General features: G+C 68.0%; 15 protein-coding genes. 7 read left to right on the forward strand and 8 right to left on the reverse strand.

All coding sequences use genetic code 11. The annotated features are described in order from the left end of the window. Positions 1 to 6: 6 nt before the first annotated feature. The 4 genes from ACE191_RS00265 to ACE191_RS00280 form a co-directional block, all read right to left on the reverse strand. A complete protein-coding gene (locus tag ACE191_RS00265; protein ID WP_400190168.1) occupies positions 7 to 687 on the reverse strand; it encodes a hypothetical protein in 681 nt (226 codons plus the stop codon). A gap of 136 nt (positions 688 to 823) precedes the next feature. Beyond that, positions 824 to 1,270 carry a hypothetical protein gene (locus ACE191_RS00270; protein WP_400190169.1) on the reverse strand — a complete coding sequence of 149 codons (447 nt, stop codon included), beginning with the start codon at positions 1,268 to 1,270 and terminating at the stop codon, positions 824 to 826. Positions 1,271 to 1,682: 412 nt separating this feature from the next. Further along, positions 1,683 to 2,135 (reverse strand): GNAT family N-acetyltransferase, encoded by a 453-nt coding sequence (locus tag ACE191_RS00275; protein WP_400190170.1) that lies wholly within the window; start codon positions 2,133 to 2,135, stop codon positions 1,683 to 1,685. Positions 2,136 to 2,181: 46 nt separating this feature from the next. Further along, positions 2,182 to 2,652: an ester cyclase gene (locus tag ACE191_RS00280; RefSeq protein ID WP_400190171.1), complete on the reverse strand. Its 471-nt coding sequence runs from the start codon at positions 2,650 to 2,652 to the stop codon at positions 2,182 to 2,184. 297 nt (positions 2,653 to 2,949) lie between these two features. Here ACE191_RS00280 and ACE191_RS00285 point away from each other — a divergent pair, with 297 nt between their 5' ends. Then, complete coding sequence (locus ACE191_RS00285) at positions 2,950 to 3,198, forward strand: hypothetical protein (RefSeq protein ID WP_400190172.1); 249 nt, start codon at positions 2,950 to 2,952, stop codon at positions 3,196 to 3,198. A 50-nt stretch (positions 3,199 to 3,248) separates the two neighbouring features. Here the strand turns inward: ACE191_RS00285 and ACE191_RS00290 are convergent, their stop codons facing one another. Then, the gene (locus tag ACE191_RS00290; protein ID WP_400190173.1) at positions 3,249 to 4,214 is read right to left on the reverse strand and encodes a 3-oxoacyl-ACP synthase III family protein; all 966 of its coding nucleotides are present in this window, start codon (positions 4,212 to 4,214) and stop codon (positions 3,249 to 3,251) included. A gap of 193 nt (positions 4,215 to 4,407) precedes the next feature. Here ACE191_RS00290 and ACE191_RS00295 point away from each other — a divergent pair, with 193 nt between their 5' ends. Continuing rightward, on the forward strand, positions 4,408 to 4,956 hold the full coding sequence (locus ACE191_RS00295) for a DUF4136 domain-containing protein (protein WP_400190174.1): 549 nt from the start codon (positions 4,408 to 4,410) through the stop codon (positions 4,954 to 4,956). 84 nt (positions 4,957 to 5,040) lie between these two features. Here ACE191_RS00295 and ACE191_RS00300 read toward each other — a convergent pair whose 3' ends face one another. Beyond that, positions 5,041 to 5,949, reverse strand: a complete 909-nt coding sequence (locus ACE191_RS00300) for a YsnF/AvaK domain-containing protein (RefSeq protein ID WP_400190175.1) — start codon at positions 5,947 to 5,949, stop codon at positions 5,041 to 5,043. A 49-nt stretch (positions 5,950 to 5,998) separates the two neighbouring features. Beyond that, a complete protein-coding gene (locus tag ACE191_RS00305) occupies positions 5,999 to 6,451 on the reverse strand; it encodes a YsnF/AvaK domain-containing protein (RefSeq protein ID WP_400190176.1) in 453 nt (150 codons plus the stop codon). A 389-nt stretch (positions 6,452 to 6,840) separates the two neighbouring features. On the opposite strand from ACE191_RS00305, the gene ACE191_RS00310 reads away from it, so the two are divergent. The 5 genes from ACE191_RS00310 (at position 6,841) to ACE191_RS00330 (ending at position 13,252) form a co-directional block, all read left to right on the forward strand. Then, a complete protein-coding gene (locus tag ACE191_RS00310) occupies positions 6,841 to 9,063 on the forward strand; it encodes a carboxypeptidase-like regulatory domain-containing protein (protein ID WP_400190177.1) in 2,223 nt (740 codons plus the stop codon). A gap of 556 nt (positions 9,064 to 9,619) precedes the next feature. After that, positions 9,620 to 10,318, forward strand: a complete 699-nt coding sequence (locus ACE191_RS00315) for a hypothetical protein (RefSeq protein ID WP_400190178.1) — start codon at positions 9,620 to 9,622, stop codon at positions 10,316 to 10,318. 187 nt (positions 10,319 to 10,505) lie between these two features. After that, on the forward strand, positions 10,506 to 11,627 hold the full coding sequence (locus ACE191_RS00320; RefSeq protein ID WP_400190179.1) for a sensor histidine kinase: 1,122 nt from the start codon (positions 10,506 to 10,508) through the stop codon (positions 11,625 to 11,627). 211 nt (positions 11,628 to 11,838) lie between these two features. After that, positions 11,839 to 12,621 (forward strand): LytR/AlgR family response regulator transcription factor, encoded by a 783-nt coding sequence (locus ACE191_RS00325; RefSeq protein WP_400190180.1) that lies wholly within the window; start codon positions 11,839 to 11,841, stop codon positions 12,619 to 12,621. A gap of 139 nt (positions 12,622 to 12,760) precedes the next feature. After that, entirely contained in the window at positions 12,761 to 13,252 is a 492-nt protein-coding gene (locus ACE191_RS00330; RefSeq protein WP_400190181.1) for a GAF domain-containing protein, read from the forward strand. A 7-nt stretch (positions 13,253 to 13,259) separates the two neighbouring features. Here the strand turns inward: ACE191_RS00330 and ACE191_RS00335 are convergent, their stop codons facing one another. After that, on the reverse strand, positions 13,260 to 13,895 hold the full coding sequence (locus ACE191_RS00335; protein ID WP_400190182.1) for a CatA-like O-acetyltransferase: 636 nt from the start codon (positions 13,893 to 13,895) through the stop codon (positions 13,260 to 13,262). Between the last annotated feature and the right edge of the window lie 26 nt (positions 13,896 to 13,921).

Here is a 13,921-nt window from a genome sequence, read left to right on the forward strand (position 1 = left end):
CCCGGGCTAGCGCGCGGCCGGCGGGCGGGCCAGGCGGCGCAGCTCGTGGGCGTAGTGCTCGTCGAGGCCCGGGTTGCCGCAGCGCCGGCGCAGGTACTGGGTTAGCTGCGCCCGGTATTCGGCGCGGAAGCCGCCGTCGGCGGAATCGAACTGGTACTGGCGGGCGGCCTGGCTGAGCTGCTGCAGGGCACCGGTACACTGCTGCTGGCGCACAAAGGCGCTGGCGGGGTCGTCGCCCAGAATCACGAAGTTGGCCTCGGCCCCGGGCACGTAGCGCACCGTAAACGGCTGCCCCGGCGCGGGGTACTGGTAGCCGTCGGGCGGGGCGGGGTAGAGGTTGAAGTCGTCGGTGTCGAAACTGCTTTGGGCACTGCCCGCGCCGGGACGGCGCAGCAGCACCCAGCAGCGCAGCACCGGGTGCTTGTTGTAGCGCCGGTAGGTGCCTTCCTGATGGGTCACCAGGGCCTCGGCCCAAATGCCGTAGCGGTGCAGAAACCAGGCGTTCAGGCGGGGCCCCGCAAACACGTTGAGCACCAGCAGCACGCCGTAGAGCAGCACCAGCCGGCCCCGGCCCCGCAAGTCGAGCCGCAGCACCCAGGCCGCCGCAAACAGCACGACCAGGCCCAGCGGAACCAGCAGGAAGCGGTGGGTGGTAGTGAAGTGCAGCAGCAGGGAGAGAGCAGACATGACGCGGGCAATAGCAGCCGCAAAGGACCGCATTGCGCCCGCGCCGTTCAATCACACGAACGGGGGAGGCCGCCACAAAAAGCCCCGGCGCGAACCAGGGGGGCCGCGCCGGGGCTGCGTGGGCGAAGGGCCGGGCTTAGAGGGAGCCCGCGGGGCGGTCGGCCGGGCCGGTTTCGGGGTGGGTGATGCGGCGGATTTCGTCGTCCTGGGGCGTGTTGGCCATGGCCCCGCGGTGCACGATGCCAATCTGGTGCACGTCGACAGCGCCGCACTGCTCAAACAGGCTGCGGGCGCGGTCGGCCTCGGCCCAGGAGTCGAGGTGCACGGCCACTACGCCGCCGCGGTGCGCGGTTTCGGCTTCCAGCCGCTCCTCGGTGTCGCTGGTAAAGTAGCGGCGCAGGAAGTGGTGCAGGCTGTCGTTTTCGGGAAACTCGCCCGTGGGATTCTCCGTCGTGGCAATGTCGTGGTCCGACAAGTCCACGTGGTCGGCGTCGAAGCCGTGGGTGGTGAGCTCGTGCACGGCGCGGCGGGCGGCCTCGATGTTGCCGAACAGGCCAATGACGGTGTTGGGTGCTTCTGCCATAACGATTGCGCGAAGGTGAGGAGTTGGAAATGCCGCTCAGCCGGCCGGCTGAGCGGGAAGGTGCCGGTGGGGCGGCGGGAGATTTACCCGCGGCGCCGTTGAGCTGATACGTTGCCTTTTTCGGCGCGGTTTTCCGTACTTGCCGCCGTCGCGGCCACAACACCGCGCGGCCCCGCTGCGTTAGCAGCAGGCGTATTTTCCCCATTCACCACACTGCCCACGTCGTATGGCCAAAGCACAAGACGCCCGCAAAGAGAAGAAAAAGGAGCCGACCAAGACGGTAAAGGAAAAGAAAGCCGCCAAGGAGGAGAAAAAGAAGCTGCGCGACCGGAGCGAATAGCCGCCGCGCACCACTGAGCGAAAAGCCCGGGCCCGCCGCCCGGGCTTTTTCGTGCCCACCGGGGTCGGCTGCTTAGGCCTCGCGGCGCATGTAAATGTGCGGAATGCCGTCCTCGAGGTACATGTCGCTGCACGGCACGAAGCCAAAGCTCTGGTAGAACGCGGTAAGGTACTGCTGGGCCCCGATTTTGATGGGCTGCCGGCCAAACAGCTGCTCGCAGCGGCCGATGGCTTCGCGCATGAGCGCCCGGCCCAGGCCGTGCCGCCGCTGGGCCGGCGCGGTCACGACGCGGCCAATGCTGGCTTCGGCGTAGCAGTCACCGGGCGCAAACAGGCGGGCGTAGGCGGCCAGCTGTCCAGTGGGGGCGTAACCCAGCAGGTGCCAAGCCTGCTGGTCCTGCCCGTCGATGTCCTGAAAGGCGCAGGTTTGCTCGACCACGAACACCTCGCTGCGCAGCTGCAGCAGGGCGTAGAGCTCGGTCAGGGTCAGGTCGGCGAAGGGCTTGCAGGTCCAGGTGAGAGTCACGGGTGTGGAGTAGGGGTGGGCGGCAAAAGTACGCGCCCAGCCGCGCTCAGTTGGGGCCGGCCGCGGCGGCCAGGGCCTCGTCGCCCAGGGGCGCGTCCACCGGCGCGGCGGCCGCGTCGTCGGCCACCAGGTGCATGCCCAGCTGCTGGTACATGGTCAGGAAGTCGAACTCGTTCCAGCCTTCGTGAATCTGGCCGTCCTTGAGGTGTACCAGGCACAGTCCGGTAAAGTCGACTTCGTGGCCGCTGGCGCGGTGGCGGGCCCGGGTGCGGCAGCGGGCTACCTCGTAGTCGTCTTCCGACACCACGATGTCGGTGTCGATGCGGATGTCGGTGAACTGGTTATGAAACTGCTGGTAGAACGTGCGGAAGGCGGCCGGGCCCTGGTTTAGCGCCGCCTCGGCCAACCCGCGGATGCGGGCCTCAGGATGAACCAGCTCGTCGATGACGTTTTCGTGGCCCTGGTTCCAGACTTCATCGAACCAGCGAAAGAGCAGGGTAGATTGCAGTGCGCGCATGGCAGCGGGGGTAAGGGGTTGAACATCAGCGGCCCGCCTGCCCGGCGCGCCCAGCTGAATTTACCTTAAATCGGTCAGCCGGCCAAGCCCTAACGCAGCAGCCAAAGGGATGGGAGCAAGCGACGCCGAGGCCGGTTTTGCCGTTCTGGCGCTGCCCCGCCGGGAAAAAACTGCGCCGCCACCCGCGCCGTTCGGCTAGCGGAGCCGTACGAAAGCGCGGGCCTGCGCTGCGCCGGAGCTAACCGGTTTGCTGCGGTCGATGGTGCTCATTCATTTTACCCTTTACCCCACAGAGTTATGAACAAGGCAACAAGCAGCAACGGCGCCCTGCTGGGCGCTTCGCTGGCCCTGCTGGCGGCCGGCGCAGTATATGGTGTGTGCCGGGCCTGGCCCGGCAGCGGCCGCTCCAAAGCCAACCGCCGGAACCAATCGGCCAGCCCCGCGGTGGACGTGGCGCTGAACCGCGAAGTGGCGGAGAGCATTCAGCCCAGCCCCGGCACGGCCCACGACTTCACCGACGAAGGCGCCACCGGCAACAACGACTAGCGCGGGGCGCGCGCACGGTAACCGGCCGGGTAAGGGGCAGGCCACGCCGCTTAGCCGGCCGGTTCTTCGTCGCGCACCAGCAGCATGGCCCCGTAGGAATAGCCCCCGCCGAACACTGTGACGACCACGCGCTGGCCGGGCTGCAGGCGCGGCAGCGTATCGGCCAAGCCGATGGCGGCGCCCGCGCAGCCGGTGTTGCCCAGGGTTTCCACGTTCGACACCAGGCGCTCGGGCGGCAGGCCGGTGCTGCGCACCACGTTGTCGCTGATGCGGCCGTTGGCCTGGTGGGGAATCAGCCAGCTGACGTCCTGCACCGTGAGCTGCTGGCGGGCCAGGATCTGCTCGGTAACGCGGGCCATGTACTGGCAGGCGTGCTGAAACACGTCGCGGCCGTGGGGCATGATGATGTTGCGGTTCAGCGGCTGCAGGGTAACGGCGGTGGTGGCCTTGCCCACGGTGGCCGCGCCGCCGGTAATCACGTCGACCACGCGCAGGTCGGTGGGGGCCAGGCGCTCGGCCGAGAGCAGCAGGGCCGCGGCGCCGTCGCCCCAGAGGTGGCCAGCCACGGTGTCGTCTTCGTTGTTGTAGGCCGTGTTGTGCTCCGAGGTCACCACCAGCGCCCGGCGGGCCTTGCCCAGAGCGAAGTAGCCCTGCACGATTTCCACCGCGTTCAGCAGCGAAGAGCAGGCCGAGGAAATGCTCACCACCGGAATGTCGGCCACGCCCAGCGCGTGCTGCACGGCGTGGGCCAGGGTCACGATGGTGTCGTGGGGGGTATAGGTGGCGCCGATGATCAGGTCGATTTCGGCGGCGGCTACGCCCGGGGCTTCGTGCAGCACGCGGCGGGCGGCTTCCACGGCCATGGTGTTGGTGTTTTCACCGGGGGCCGCGCGGCGCCGCTCCCGAATGCCGGTGCGCTCCATGATCCAGTCGGAAGAGAGGCCGTTGCGGCGGGTGAAGTGGTCGTTGGCGACAACGGCCGTGGGCAGGTAGGCAGCGACGTGGTGCAGGTACACAAACAGCAGGAAAAGCGGGTGGCAAGTGGGCGGAGCCGGAGCGAAACTAGGCAGCGGCCGGCAGTATGTACGGCCCGGGCCCGGCCGCCGCCGGGCCGCGCTGCGTAATAGCCGGGTGGCCCGACCAACTGCAGCGCCAGTCCAGCCGCTGCGCGGGTCCCGAGTGCGTCCACCCTGGTTTACCTAAACTGCTATGAAGACTTCCTGGTTTCTGCCGCTGCTCCTGCTCTGGCTGAGCGCCTGTTCCTCCACCGACATCAAATCCACCGAGCAGACGCCCGGTGTGGACTTCAGCGCCTACCGCACCTACAACTTCCTCGACGTGCAGGCCCGCAACGAGGCGGCCTTCGCGGCGCCCGGCAGCGCCATTGCCGACCTGAAAACTGCCGTGGCCCGCGAGCTGGAGCGCCGCGGCTACCAGCGCGCCGACGCGCCCGACCTGTGGGTCAACATCGGCGTAGTCACCCAGGACCAGGTGCAGACGCGCCAGACCGACATCCGCGAGGCCCCGCGCTACATCGGGCAGCGGCGCTACAGCTGGCAAAGCGAGGAAGTGGTGGTCGACCGCTACGAGGTGGGCACCGTGACGGTGGAGCTGGTAGATGCCGCCCGCAACGAGCGGGTGTGGCAGGGCGTGGCTGCCAGCACCCTCACCGACGACCCGCAGAAGCTCACCAGGCGCATCGACGAGGGCATGAGCAAGCTGTTTGAAAAGTACCCGTTGAGCCCGCCGCAACCCTAGCCGCGGCAGCCCGGAAAAGAAAAGCGGCGACTGGAAACACCAGTCGCCGCTTTCAATATCAGCCTTCAGGCCGGGCCGCAGCCCTTAGCGCTGCGGGTTGGGGGTTTGATTGGGGTCGTTGGGGCGGCGGGCGTCGTTGGTGGGGTTGATGCGCTCCACGTCGACCTCGGTTTTGCGCACGGTGTCGCGGATGGTTTCCTCGCGCTCGGTTACTTCCTTGCCCAGGGTCACCTCTTCCACCACGCGGGCTTCCTTGCCCACCACGGCGCGCTCGGCCGACTCGATAACCTCAATCTCGCCTTCCTTGAAGGTGTTGAAATCGGCTTCGGAAGCGGGGCGGTTCACCGGGCGGCGGTCTACGCTGATGTGCTCTTCGCGCAGGCGCACGTGCTCTTCTACCGGGCGCTCCACAATGCGGCTGCGCAGGCGGGCACCGCCGGTTTGCTCCACGCGCTTGCCTACCTGCAGGTTTTCCTCGATTACCTGGGCCGACATGCCTTCCTGGCCCGCCTTAGCTCCGGCGTTCATGCCGGTCCAGTTGCTGTTCTGGTAGCCCGTCTGCTGGGCGCGCTCGTCGATGTCCACCGCCCCGGCGCGGTCGAGGATGGCCGCGGCCTGGTGGGCATTTTCGGCCGAGTGGCAGTGCACCGTCACGATGGACGAGCCGCCCTGCCGGGCTACGTGGGAGTAGCGGCGGGCATCGTCGCTGTCGTTGCCGCCGAAGAGGTTGCTGAAGAAGTTGCTGATGCTGTCCCCGGTGCGGCCGGCCGCGTCGGCGGCGCCCTCGGTTACGGTGCCGCTGCTGTTGCGGTAGTCCGAGGGGTCCCGGTCGGGGCGCAGGGCCTGGCTGGCCTGGTTGCTCACGCTACCGCTCTGGCCCTGGTTCGAGGCTACGTCTACGTGCTCCATGCCGAAGCCGGCGGCGGCGAGTTGCTGGGCGGCTTGCTGCGCCTGGGCGGCGCTATCGAAAATTCCTACTACGGTCTGGTTCATGGCTGTGGTGGTGAATTGGTGGGGGTAAGGGAAAAAACAAGCAACGCCCTCAGGCCGGGTCAACCGGGGGTGGGCCCGACAGGGGCGTGGGTTGGGCTTTGGTGAGGTGTTCGGTGCTGATCTGCTCGTGGCGCAGCGTAACCTGCTCGGCCGTCTGGGTGTGCACCTGGCGTTTGGTGATGCGCACTTCCTCGACCAGCAACAGGCGCTTTTCCACCACCAGCACCTCGCGCAGCACCGGCATGATGGTGGTGTCGCCCTCGTAGCGCACCGCGGGCGGGGCCACGTCCACGTACTGGTTGATGGGCACGTGCTCTACGCTCAGCTCCTCGTGCACCAGCGGCATTTCCACCACCTGGTGCTCTTCGTGCACCTGCTTGGAAACGCGCACCTTGCCGGTTTCCACGAGCTCTTTTTCCACCCGCAACTGCTCGGCAATAACCGGCACCACTACGGCAGGGCGGCTGGGCGGCTGGGGCGGCTGGTTTTCGGAATGGGGCATAACGGGCGGGGAAAGAACCGGCCGACAACAGCCGGCTGGCGGGGAAGAGGCGGGGCCGGGAAGGGCCGGACACGTGGCAGTTGGTACGCGCCGGGCCTTAGTCCGTTATAGCCGAGCTTGGGATAGTTCTGCTTGCGAATAGTTGCCGGCGCCGAGCAAATCGTTGCCGGGCAGCCGGTTAACCGGGATTTGTCCGGGTCAACTAACGAGCCGAATGGAGCAATTTTGCGGCGCCGCGCCCATCGGGACGGGCCCCGGGCCGCCCGCTCCGGCCGCGGTTCGTCGGCCCAGCCGACGGTTCATCCGGGCCATCCGACGCTTCGGCAACCTTTCTTTTCGGCGGGGCAGCCCGGCGGCCACTTTTGAGCCGTCACTTAGCTGCTCGCCCCATGAACCGTCTGCTCCCCCTGTTGCTGCTCTGCCTGCTGCTGCCCACCCGGCACCTGGCGGCCCAAACCGCTACGCTGCTCAGCGGCACCGTGCGCGACGCCGCCGGCCAGCCCCTGCCCGGCGCCAACGTATTCCTGAAAACCACCTTCGACGGCGCCACCACCGACTCGCTCGGCCGCTTCCGCTTCGACACCCGGCAGCGCGGCCCGCTCACCCTGCTGGTAACCCTGCTGGGCTACCAGCCCCAGGAGCAGGCCCTGGTACTCGACGGCCAGCCCCGGCGCCTGAGTCTGACGCTGAAGGAAGTGCGCAACCAGCTCGGCGACGTGACCATCACGGCCGGCTCGTTTGAGGCCAGCGACGAAAAGCGCAGCACCGTGCTCACCACCCGCGACATCGTAACCACCGCCGGGGCCCTGGCCGACGTGAACGGCGCGCTCAACACCCTCCCCGGCACCACCCGCGTGGGCGACGAGGGCCGGCTGTTCGTGCGCGGCGGGGCGGCCGGCGAAACCCGCCAGTACCTCGACGGCCTGCCCCTGCAAAGCCCCTACAACGCCGCCGTCTCGGGCGTGCCGGCCCGGGGGCGCTTCTCGCCCAACCTGTTCAAGGGCACCGTGTTCAGCACCGGCGGCTACTCGGCCGAATACGGGCAGGCCTTGTCGGCGGTGGTGGGGCTGAACTCCTACGACCTGGCCGAGGAAACCCAGACCGGCATCTCGCTGCTCTCGGTGGGCCTGAGTTTCTCGCACCAGCAGCGGTTTGCCCGCAGCTCGGTGGCCGTAACCGGCGACTACGTAAACCTGCAGCCCTACTACGGCCTGGTGCCCCAGCAGTGGGGCTGGCAGCAGGCGCCGCGCTCGGCCGGCGGCTCGCTGGCCCTGCGCCAGCGCACCGGCGAGGCGGGCATGCTCAAGGTGTACGCGGCCCTCACCCGCTCGGCCTTCGCCCTGCGCCAGCCCGACCCGGCCTTTGCCGGCGGCCGCCCGGTGGCCTTGCGCAACGACAACCAGTACGTGAACACCACCTTCCGCAGCCCGCTCACCCGCGGCTGGAGCGTGCAGACCGGCCTGGCCGGCACCCGCGACGAGCAGCTGGTGCGCCCCGACGAGCAGCAGCTGCGCGAGCGGGAGCAAAGCCTGGTGGGCCGCGTGGTGTTCACCAACGACTCGGCCTCGGCCTACTGGAACCTGAAGCTGGGCGCCGAGGCCCTGGGCCAGCGCTACCAGCTGCGCTACCAGGCAGCCCCCGAAGCCGAGGTGGTGCGCGCCGGCTTCGACGAGGGCCGCGTGGCCGCCTTTGCCGAGTCGGACGTGGCTTTCTCCAACCAGCTGGTGGCCCGCGCCGGGGGGCGCGTCGAGTACTCGCGGGTGCTGGGCCGCTGGAACGCCGCCCCGCGCCTGGCCCTGGCCTACCAGCTGGCCGAGGGCAACCAGCTTTCGGGCGCCTGGGGCTACTTCTACCAGACCCCGGCCAACGACGTGCTGCGCGTGGGCCAGTACAACCCGGCCCTGCGCTTCGAGCGGGCCGCGCACTACCTGCTCACCTACCAGCGCATCAAAGACCAGCGCACCCTGCGCGCCGAAGCCTACCACAAGGACTACGCCCAGCTGCTGCGCTACGACGCCCCGCTGCTGAGCACCAACGGCCTGCTACCCCTGGACCCCGCCGCCTACCACAGCACCGGCCGGGGCTACGCCCGCGGCGTGGACCTGTTCTGGCGCGACCGGAAAACGGTGAAGTTTCTCGACTACTGGGTGAGCTACGGCTTGGTCGACACCCGCCGGCAGCAGCGCCTCGACCCGCAGCGGGCCGTGCCCACCTTCGCCGCGCGCCACAACCTCTCGGTGGTGGGCAAGTACTGGATGCACAAGCTGCATACCCAGGTGGGCGCCACCCTCAGCTACGGCTCGCCCCGGGCCTACTACGACCCCAACCGGCCCGGCTACAACCAGGGCCGCACGCCCAGCTACCAGGACCTGAGTTTGAACCTGAGCTACCTGACGACCATCCGGAAAAACCTCACCATCGTGCACCTCTCGTGCTCCAACGTGCTGGGCCGCGACAACGTGTTCGGCTACCGCTACGCCGCCGTGCCCGACGCCAGCGGCCGCTACCCCGGCGTGGCCGTCACGCCCTCGGCCCCGCGCATGCTCTTCGTCGGCCTGCTCATCTCCATCAATAAGCAGCGCCCTGCCGACACCGAAACCGCCCCCGACTAACGCCGCCCGGCCCGACCGCGTGGGCAGCACAAGAACAGCAGCAACCGCCACCGGCCATCAGGCCGGCGGCGGTTGTGCTTTCTAACCCGGCAAGCTACCCTCCCGGAGAGCCGACCGCGCTACGGGCGCTCCACTCCGTCCTCACCATTCGACCACCAGCCAGTCCGGGCGCTGCCCTGGCTGATGGGCTGCCCCAGCCGGTAAGCGCTGATAGTACTCTGCCGCTATCGTCCCGACAGCTTGAGTATAGCCTGCATATACGGTGCGTATAGTCTCCATATAGCCTAACACGCCAGCTGGCTGGAGGAGGCAGTTAGGACTATGCCGGGAAAGCCCAGCAGCGGCAGGAGGGAAGCTGCTGGCGGAAAAACCGGCTCAGGGGTGCAACGCTTCGTCGGGGCGGGGCGGCACTTCATCCACCTGGCTTGACACTTGGGTAAGAGAAACTTTCGGGCGGGTAGGGGCGGGGCCACCTTTGATGCATTCCACCGGCGCTGCTGCCGCGGACCACTTCCCGAAACCCTTTCCACAACCCCACTTTCCAACCCCCACTGCCATGAAAGCCTCCCTGCTCGCCCTCGCCCTGGTCGCCACCGCCTTTACCGCCCCGGCCCAACAGAAAGCTCCCGCCCAGTCGGCTCCGGCTGCGGCCGCCCCGGCCAGCTACGCCGACCTGCTCGCCGGCACCGTGCGCGAGCTGATGAGCACCGGCGAGGTGGCCCGCCTGCGCGAAGTGCACGGCAAGCTGGAGCGCGCCGCCGCCGTGAACCCTACCGACTGGCTGCCGCGCTACTACCAGGCCTATGCCCTCATGCTGATAACCTTCCAGAGCAAGGAAGACGGCGACGTGAAAGACAAGTACCTCGACCAGGCCGAAGCCGCCCTGGCCCAGGCCCGCAAGCTGCGCGGCGACGAGTCGGAGCTGCTGGTGCTGCAGGCCTACCTGCACCAGGCCCGCCTGGGCATTGCCCCCATGACGCGCTCGATGAAGTACTCGCAGCTGGTGAGCCAGACGCTGGAGCAGGCCCGGAAGCTGAATCCCGCCAACCCGCGCATCTACCTGGTGCAGGCCAACAACGTGTACTACACGCCCAAGATGTTCGGCGGCGGCGCCGAGGCGGCCAAGCCCCTTTACGAGGAAGCTAAGACGCGCTTTGCCGCCGCCCGCCCCGCTTCGGCCACGGCCCCGGCCTGGGGTGAGCGGCAGGTGCTGAGCCGCCTGGCGGCCTACACCCAAACGGCCACGGCCAAATAAACCGGCCGGGACGCTGCGCCCTGGTGGTGCCCCCACTCAACCGTCGGGGCACCGCTACTTACCCCCGGCCAGCAGCAGCTGGCCTGTGCGGCGGCAAACCACCGCTGACTTTCGCCGGGTCCTTCCTGCTTACCTTCCGCCCCGCTACTGCGCGGCCCCCGCTGCCGCTGGCTTTACCTTCGCTGCCATGTCGACCTTTTTCCCGGCCGCCCCGCCCGACGAGCCCGCCGCGTACCGCGAGCCCACCATGCCGCCCGTGCGGCGCTGGACGGCCCGACACCGCCGGCGCTGGCTGCGGCTGCTGGCTACGGTGCTGGTCATCAGCCTCAGCATCGGCTTTTTCACCTGTCCCGAGTGCTGGGGCGACGGGCGCAAGATGCTGGTGAACTACACCATGAACTTCGCCTACACCCTGGGCTTGTGGCTGACCAACGGCTACGCCGTGGACTGGCTCGATCAGTACTCAAACTGGAAGCGCGAGCCGGTGAAGCGCCTGCTGCTGACCCTGCTGGTGTCGCTGGGCGGCTCCCTGGTGGTGGTGGTGAGCATCAACCTGTGCTTTCTGGTGCTGTACCGCGGCCTGAGCCCGATGACCATCTTTTCGGCCCCCGCGCTGAGCCGCATCGTGTTTCCGCTGATTCTGACGGCCATCATCTCGCTGGTGCTGCACAGCCGCTCGTTTCTGCTGGGCTGGCGCGAGGCCCTGGTGCGCAACGAGCGGCTGCAGAAAGAAATGGCCCAGGCCGAGGCCGAAAGCCTGCGCCAGCAGCTCGACCCACACTTCCTGTTCAATGCTCTGAATGCGCTGACTTCGCTGGTGGAGGAGGAGCCCAAGCTGGCCGTGCGCTTTATCCGCCAACTCTCACAGGTGTACCGCTACGTGCTTGATGCCCGCGGCCGCGACGTGGTGCCCCTGGCCGACGAGCTGGAATTTGCCCGCTCCTACCTGTTTCTGCAGCACATCCGCTACGGCGACGCGCTGCAGGCCGAGCTGCCCGCCGCCGGGCAGGTGCCGGCCCTGGCCGTGGTGCCCCCGCTGAGTTTGCAGCTGCTGATCGAAAACGCGCTCAAGCACAACGTGGCCACCGCCGCCCAGCCCCTGCACCTGCGCGTGGAGCTGGCCGCCGACGGCCGCAGCCTGCGCGTGGCCAATAGCCTGCGCCCCCGCCGCGTGGCCCCGGGCGAGTCCACCGGCATTGGCCTGCCCAACCTGCAGGGCCGCTACCGCCACCTCACCACTCAGCCCGTGCTGGTTGCCCGCAACGAAGCCGAATTCAGCGTAACCCTGCCCGTGCTGGCGCTGAGCTAATGGGGAGAATGTGGGGAATGGGGAAAATGTGGAAAATGTACTGAGGTGCTGAGGGGCTGATTCAGAAACGGCCATCAGCACCCCAGCACATTCACCCCCATTCTCCCATTGGCGTGAAGCGCCGCACATTCCCCACATTAGCGCGAAGCGCCCCACATTCACCCCCATTCTCCTATTGGCGCGAAGCGCCGCACATTAGCCTATTAACAGAATGACCGCTTTCATCGTGGAAGACGAGCCGCTGGCCGCGCGGCGCCTGGGCGACATGCTGCGCCGCCAGCAGCCGCCGGTGCAGGTGCTGGCCACCGCCGACTCGGTAGAAGCCGCCGCGGCCCTGCTCGAAACCGCCGCGCCGCCCGACGTGCTGTTCCTCGACATTCACCTGGCCGACGGGCTGAGCTTCGAGCTGTTCGAGCGCGTGGACGTGCGCTGCCCGGTGGTGTTTACCACCGCCTACGACCAGTACGCCCTGCGCGCCTTCAAAGTCAACAGCATCGACTACCTGCTCAAGCCCATCGACGAAGACGAGCTGCAGGCGGCCCTGCACAAGCTGCGGGCTTTGCGCGCCGCGGCCCCGGCGCCCGCACCGGCCCCCGCTTTCGACGCCGCGCTGCTGAGCCAGGTGCTGCAGCAGCTGCAGCCGCAGAACCAGTACAAAAAGCAGTTTGTGGTGAAGGTGGGCGAGCATCTGAAGGTGATTCCCGTGGAGCAGATCAGCTACTTCTTCAGCCTGGAAAAAGCCACCTTCGTGCAGACTCGCGAAAACCGCCGCTTCGTGCTCGACCAAACCCTGGAGCAGCTGGAAAAGCTGCTCGACCCGCGGCAGTTCTTCCGCCTCAACCGCGCCTACCTGGTGCACCACGACGCCATTCAGGACATCATTCACTACACCAACTCGCGCCTGAAAACCGTGCTGCAGCCGGTGGGCCCCGAGGGCGACGTGCTGGTGAGCCGCGAGCGGGTGCCCGCCTTCCGCGCCTGGCTGGAGCGCTAGCCCGACGGACCCGCCCGTCAGGGCTTATCAGAGTTGTTCTGAAAGTCGTTTAGAGGTTCTGCTGGGCCCCTAAGCTGATGCCGGACCTACAATAGTGGCTGCTTTCCGTAAGCAGGCTTACCTGAAGACGACCTGATAAATGAGCAATGACCCGGAAGCCCTGCTGAACGAGGCCCTGGCCGCGCTGGGAGAGCAGCTGCGCGTCGACCGGGTGTTTCTGTACGTGCGCGACCCGGCGCGCGGCCGCGGCCGCATTGCCCTGGCGTGGCGTCGCCACGCCCGCGTGCCCGACCCGCGCCACGACTGGCAGGACGATACCGGCGAGCTGCCCCGGCAGGACCCGCTGTTTCGCGCCGCGCTGGCCGGCCAGCCCTCGGTATATGTACCCGACGTGGAAGCGGCCAGCCCCGCGGTGCTCAGCCGCGAGTTCGAGCGCCGCACCTTCGGGCACCGGGCACTAGTGCACGCGCACGTGCTCGATGCGCGGGGCCAGCTCTGGGGGATTGTGCAGCCCTGCGTGTTCGGCCAGCCGCGGGCCTGGACGGCGGCCGAGCAGGCCCACATCGAAGCCCAGTTGCCGCGGCTGCTGCCCCTGGTGCAGGCCTACGTGCGGGCGCAGACCGTTCCGTAGGCGGCGGCTACGCTTCGGCGTCGAGGTGGCGCTGCAGCGCGTCGAGGAACAGGCCCACGTGGTAGCCGTCGGCCAGGCCGTGGTGCACGTTTACGGCCACGGGCAGGAGCAGCTGCGGACCCAGCCGGCGCGCCCGGCCCACCGAAATTTTGGGCACCGAGTCGGGGTGGCTGAACGAACGGGCATGGCTGAGGCCGGTGAACGACACCCAGGGTAGGGCCGAGAAGTGAATCACGTCGGGCCGGGCCGTTACCTCGTTCAGGCGCAGGCCGCTGCTCCGGCGCACGGCCTCGGCTTCGGCGGCCAGCCCCCGGCCGAAATCGGCCAGCGCGGCGGCGTAGGGCACAAAGCTGAAGCCGAAGGTATTGTCGGGGCGGGTGAGCGTGGCCGAGGCGTGGATGACTTCGTAGCAGTACACCTGCCCGCCCTCGATGCGGTAGCGTAGCGCCTCCACTTCGTTGACGGCCCGCAGCACGGCGTGCAGGTAGAACTGAAAAAACGAGACGCCCAGCTCTTTGGCGCGGGCGTAGGCGCGGGTGGCGTCCACGTCGGCCACCACGCCGAAAAAGGGCTCCTCGAAGGCCGAGAAGAAGGCGAAATGCTCCCGGCGGTTCCAGCCGGCCAGGTCAATGAGCTGCTTCATGGGCCGGCAAGTTCGGTAACTTTGCC

Origin of the sequence: Hymenobacter sp. B81, assembly GCF_044628455.1 — a bacterium.
Lineage (GTDB): Bacteria > Bacteroidota > Bacteroidia > Cytophagales > Hymenobacteraceae > Solirubrum.

Bases quoted from the DNA above. Each gene is read 5' to 3' on its own strand.
- ACE191_RS00265 (WP_400190168.1), bottom strand. From the start codon at position 687: ATGTCTGCTCTCTCCCTGCTGCTGCACTTCACTACCACCCACCGCTTC.
- ACE191_RS00270 (WP_400190169.1), bottom strand. From the start codon at position 1,270: ATGGCAGAAGCACCCAACACCGTCATTGGCCTGTTCGGCAACATCGAG.
- ACE191_RS00280 (WP_400190171.1), bottom strand. From the start codon at position 2,652: ATGCGCGCACTGCAATCTACCCTGCTCTTTCGCTGGTTCGATGAAGTC.
- ACE191_RS00285 (WP_400190172.1), top strand. From the start codon at position 2,950: ATGAACAAGGCAACAAGCAGCAACGGCGCCCTGCTGGGCGCTTCGCTG.
- ACE191_RS00295 (WP_400190174.1), top strand. From the start codon at position 4,408: ATGAAGACTTCCTGGTTTCTGCCGCTGCTCCTGCTCTGGCTGAGCGCC.
- ACE191_RS00300 (WP_400190175.1), bottom strand. From the start codon at position 5,949: ATGAACCAGACCGTAGTAGGAATTTTCGATAGCGCCGCCCAGGCGCAG.
- ACE191_RS00305 (WP_400190176.1), bottom strand. From the start codon at position 6,451: ATGCCCCATTCCGAAAACCAGCCGCCCCAGCCGCCCAGCCGCCCTGCC.
- ACE191_RS00310 (WP_400190177.1), top strand. From the start codon at position 6,841: ATGAACCGTCTGCTCCCCCTGTTGCTGCTCTGCCTGCTGCTGCCCACC.
- ACE191_RS00315 (WP_400190178.1), top strand. From the start codon at position 9,620: ATGAAAGCCTCCCTGCTCGCCCTCGCCCTGGTCGCCACCGCCTTTACC.
- ACE191_RS00320 (WP_400190179.1), top strand. From the start codon at position 10,506: ATGTCGACCTTTTTCCCGGCCGCCCCGCCCGACGAGCCCGCCGCGTAC.
- ACE191_RS00325 (WP_400190180.1), top strand. From the start codon at position 11,839: ATGACCGCTTTCATCGTGGAAGACGAGCCGCTGGCCGCGCGGCGCCTG.
- ACE191_RS00330 (WP_400190181.1), top strand. From the start codon at position 12,761: ATGAGCAATGACCCGGAAGCCCTGCTGAACGAGGCCCTGGCCGCGCTG.
- ACE191_RS00335 (WP_400190182.1), bottom strand. From the start codon at position 13,895: ATGAAGCAGCTCATTGACCTGGCCGGCTGGAACCGCCGGGAGCATTTC.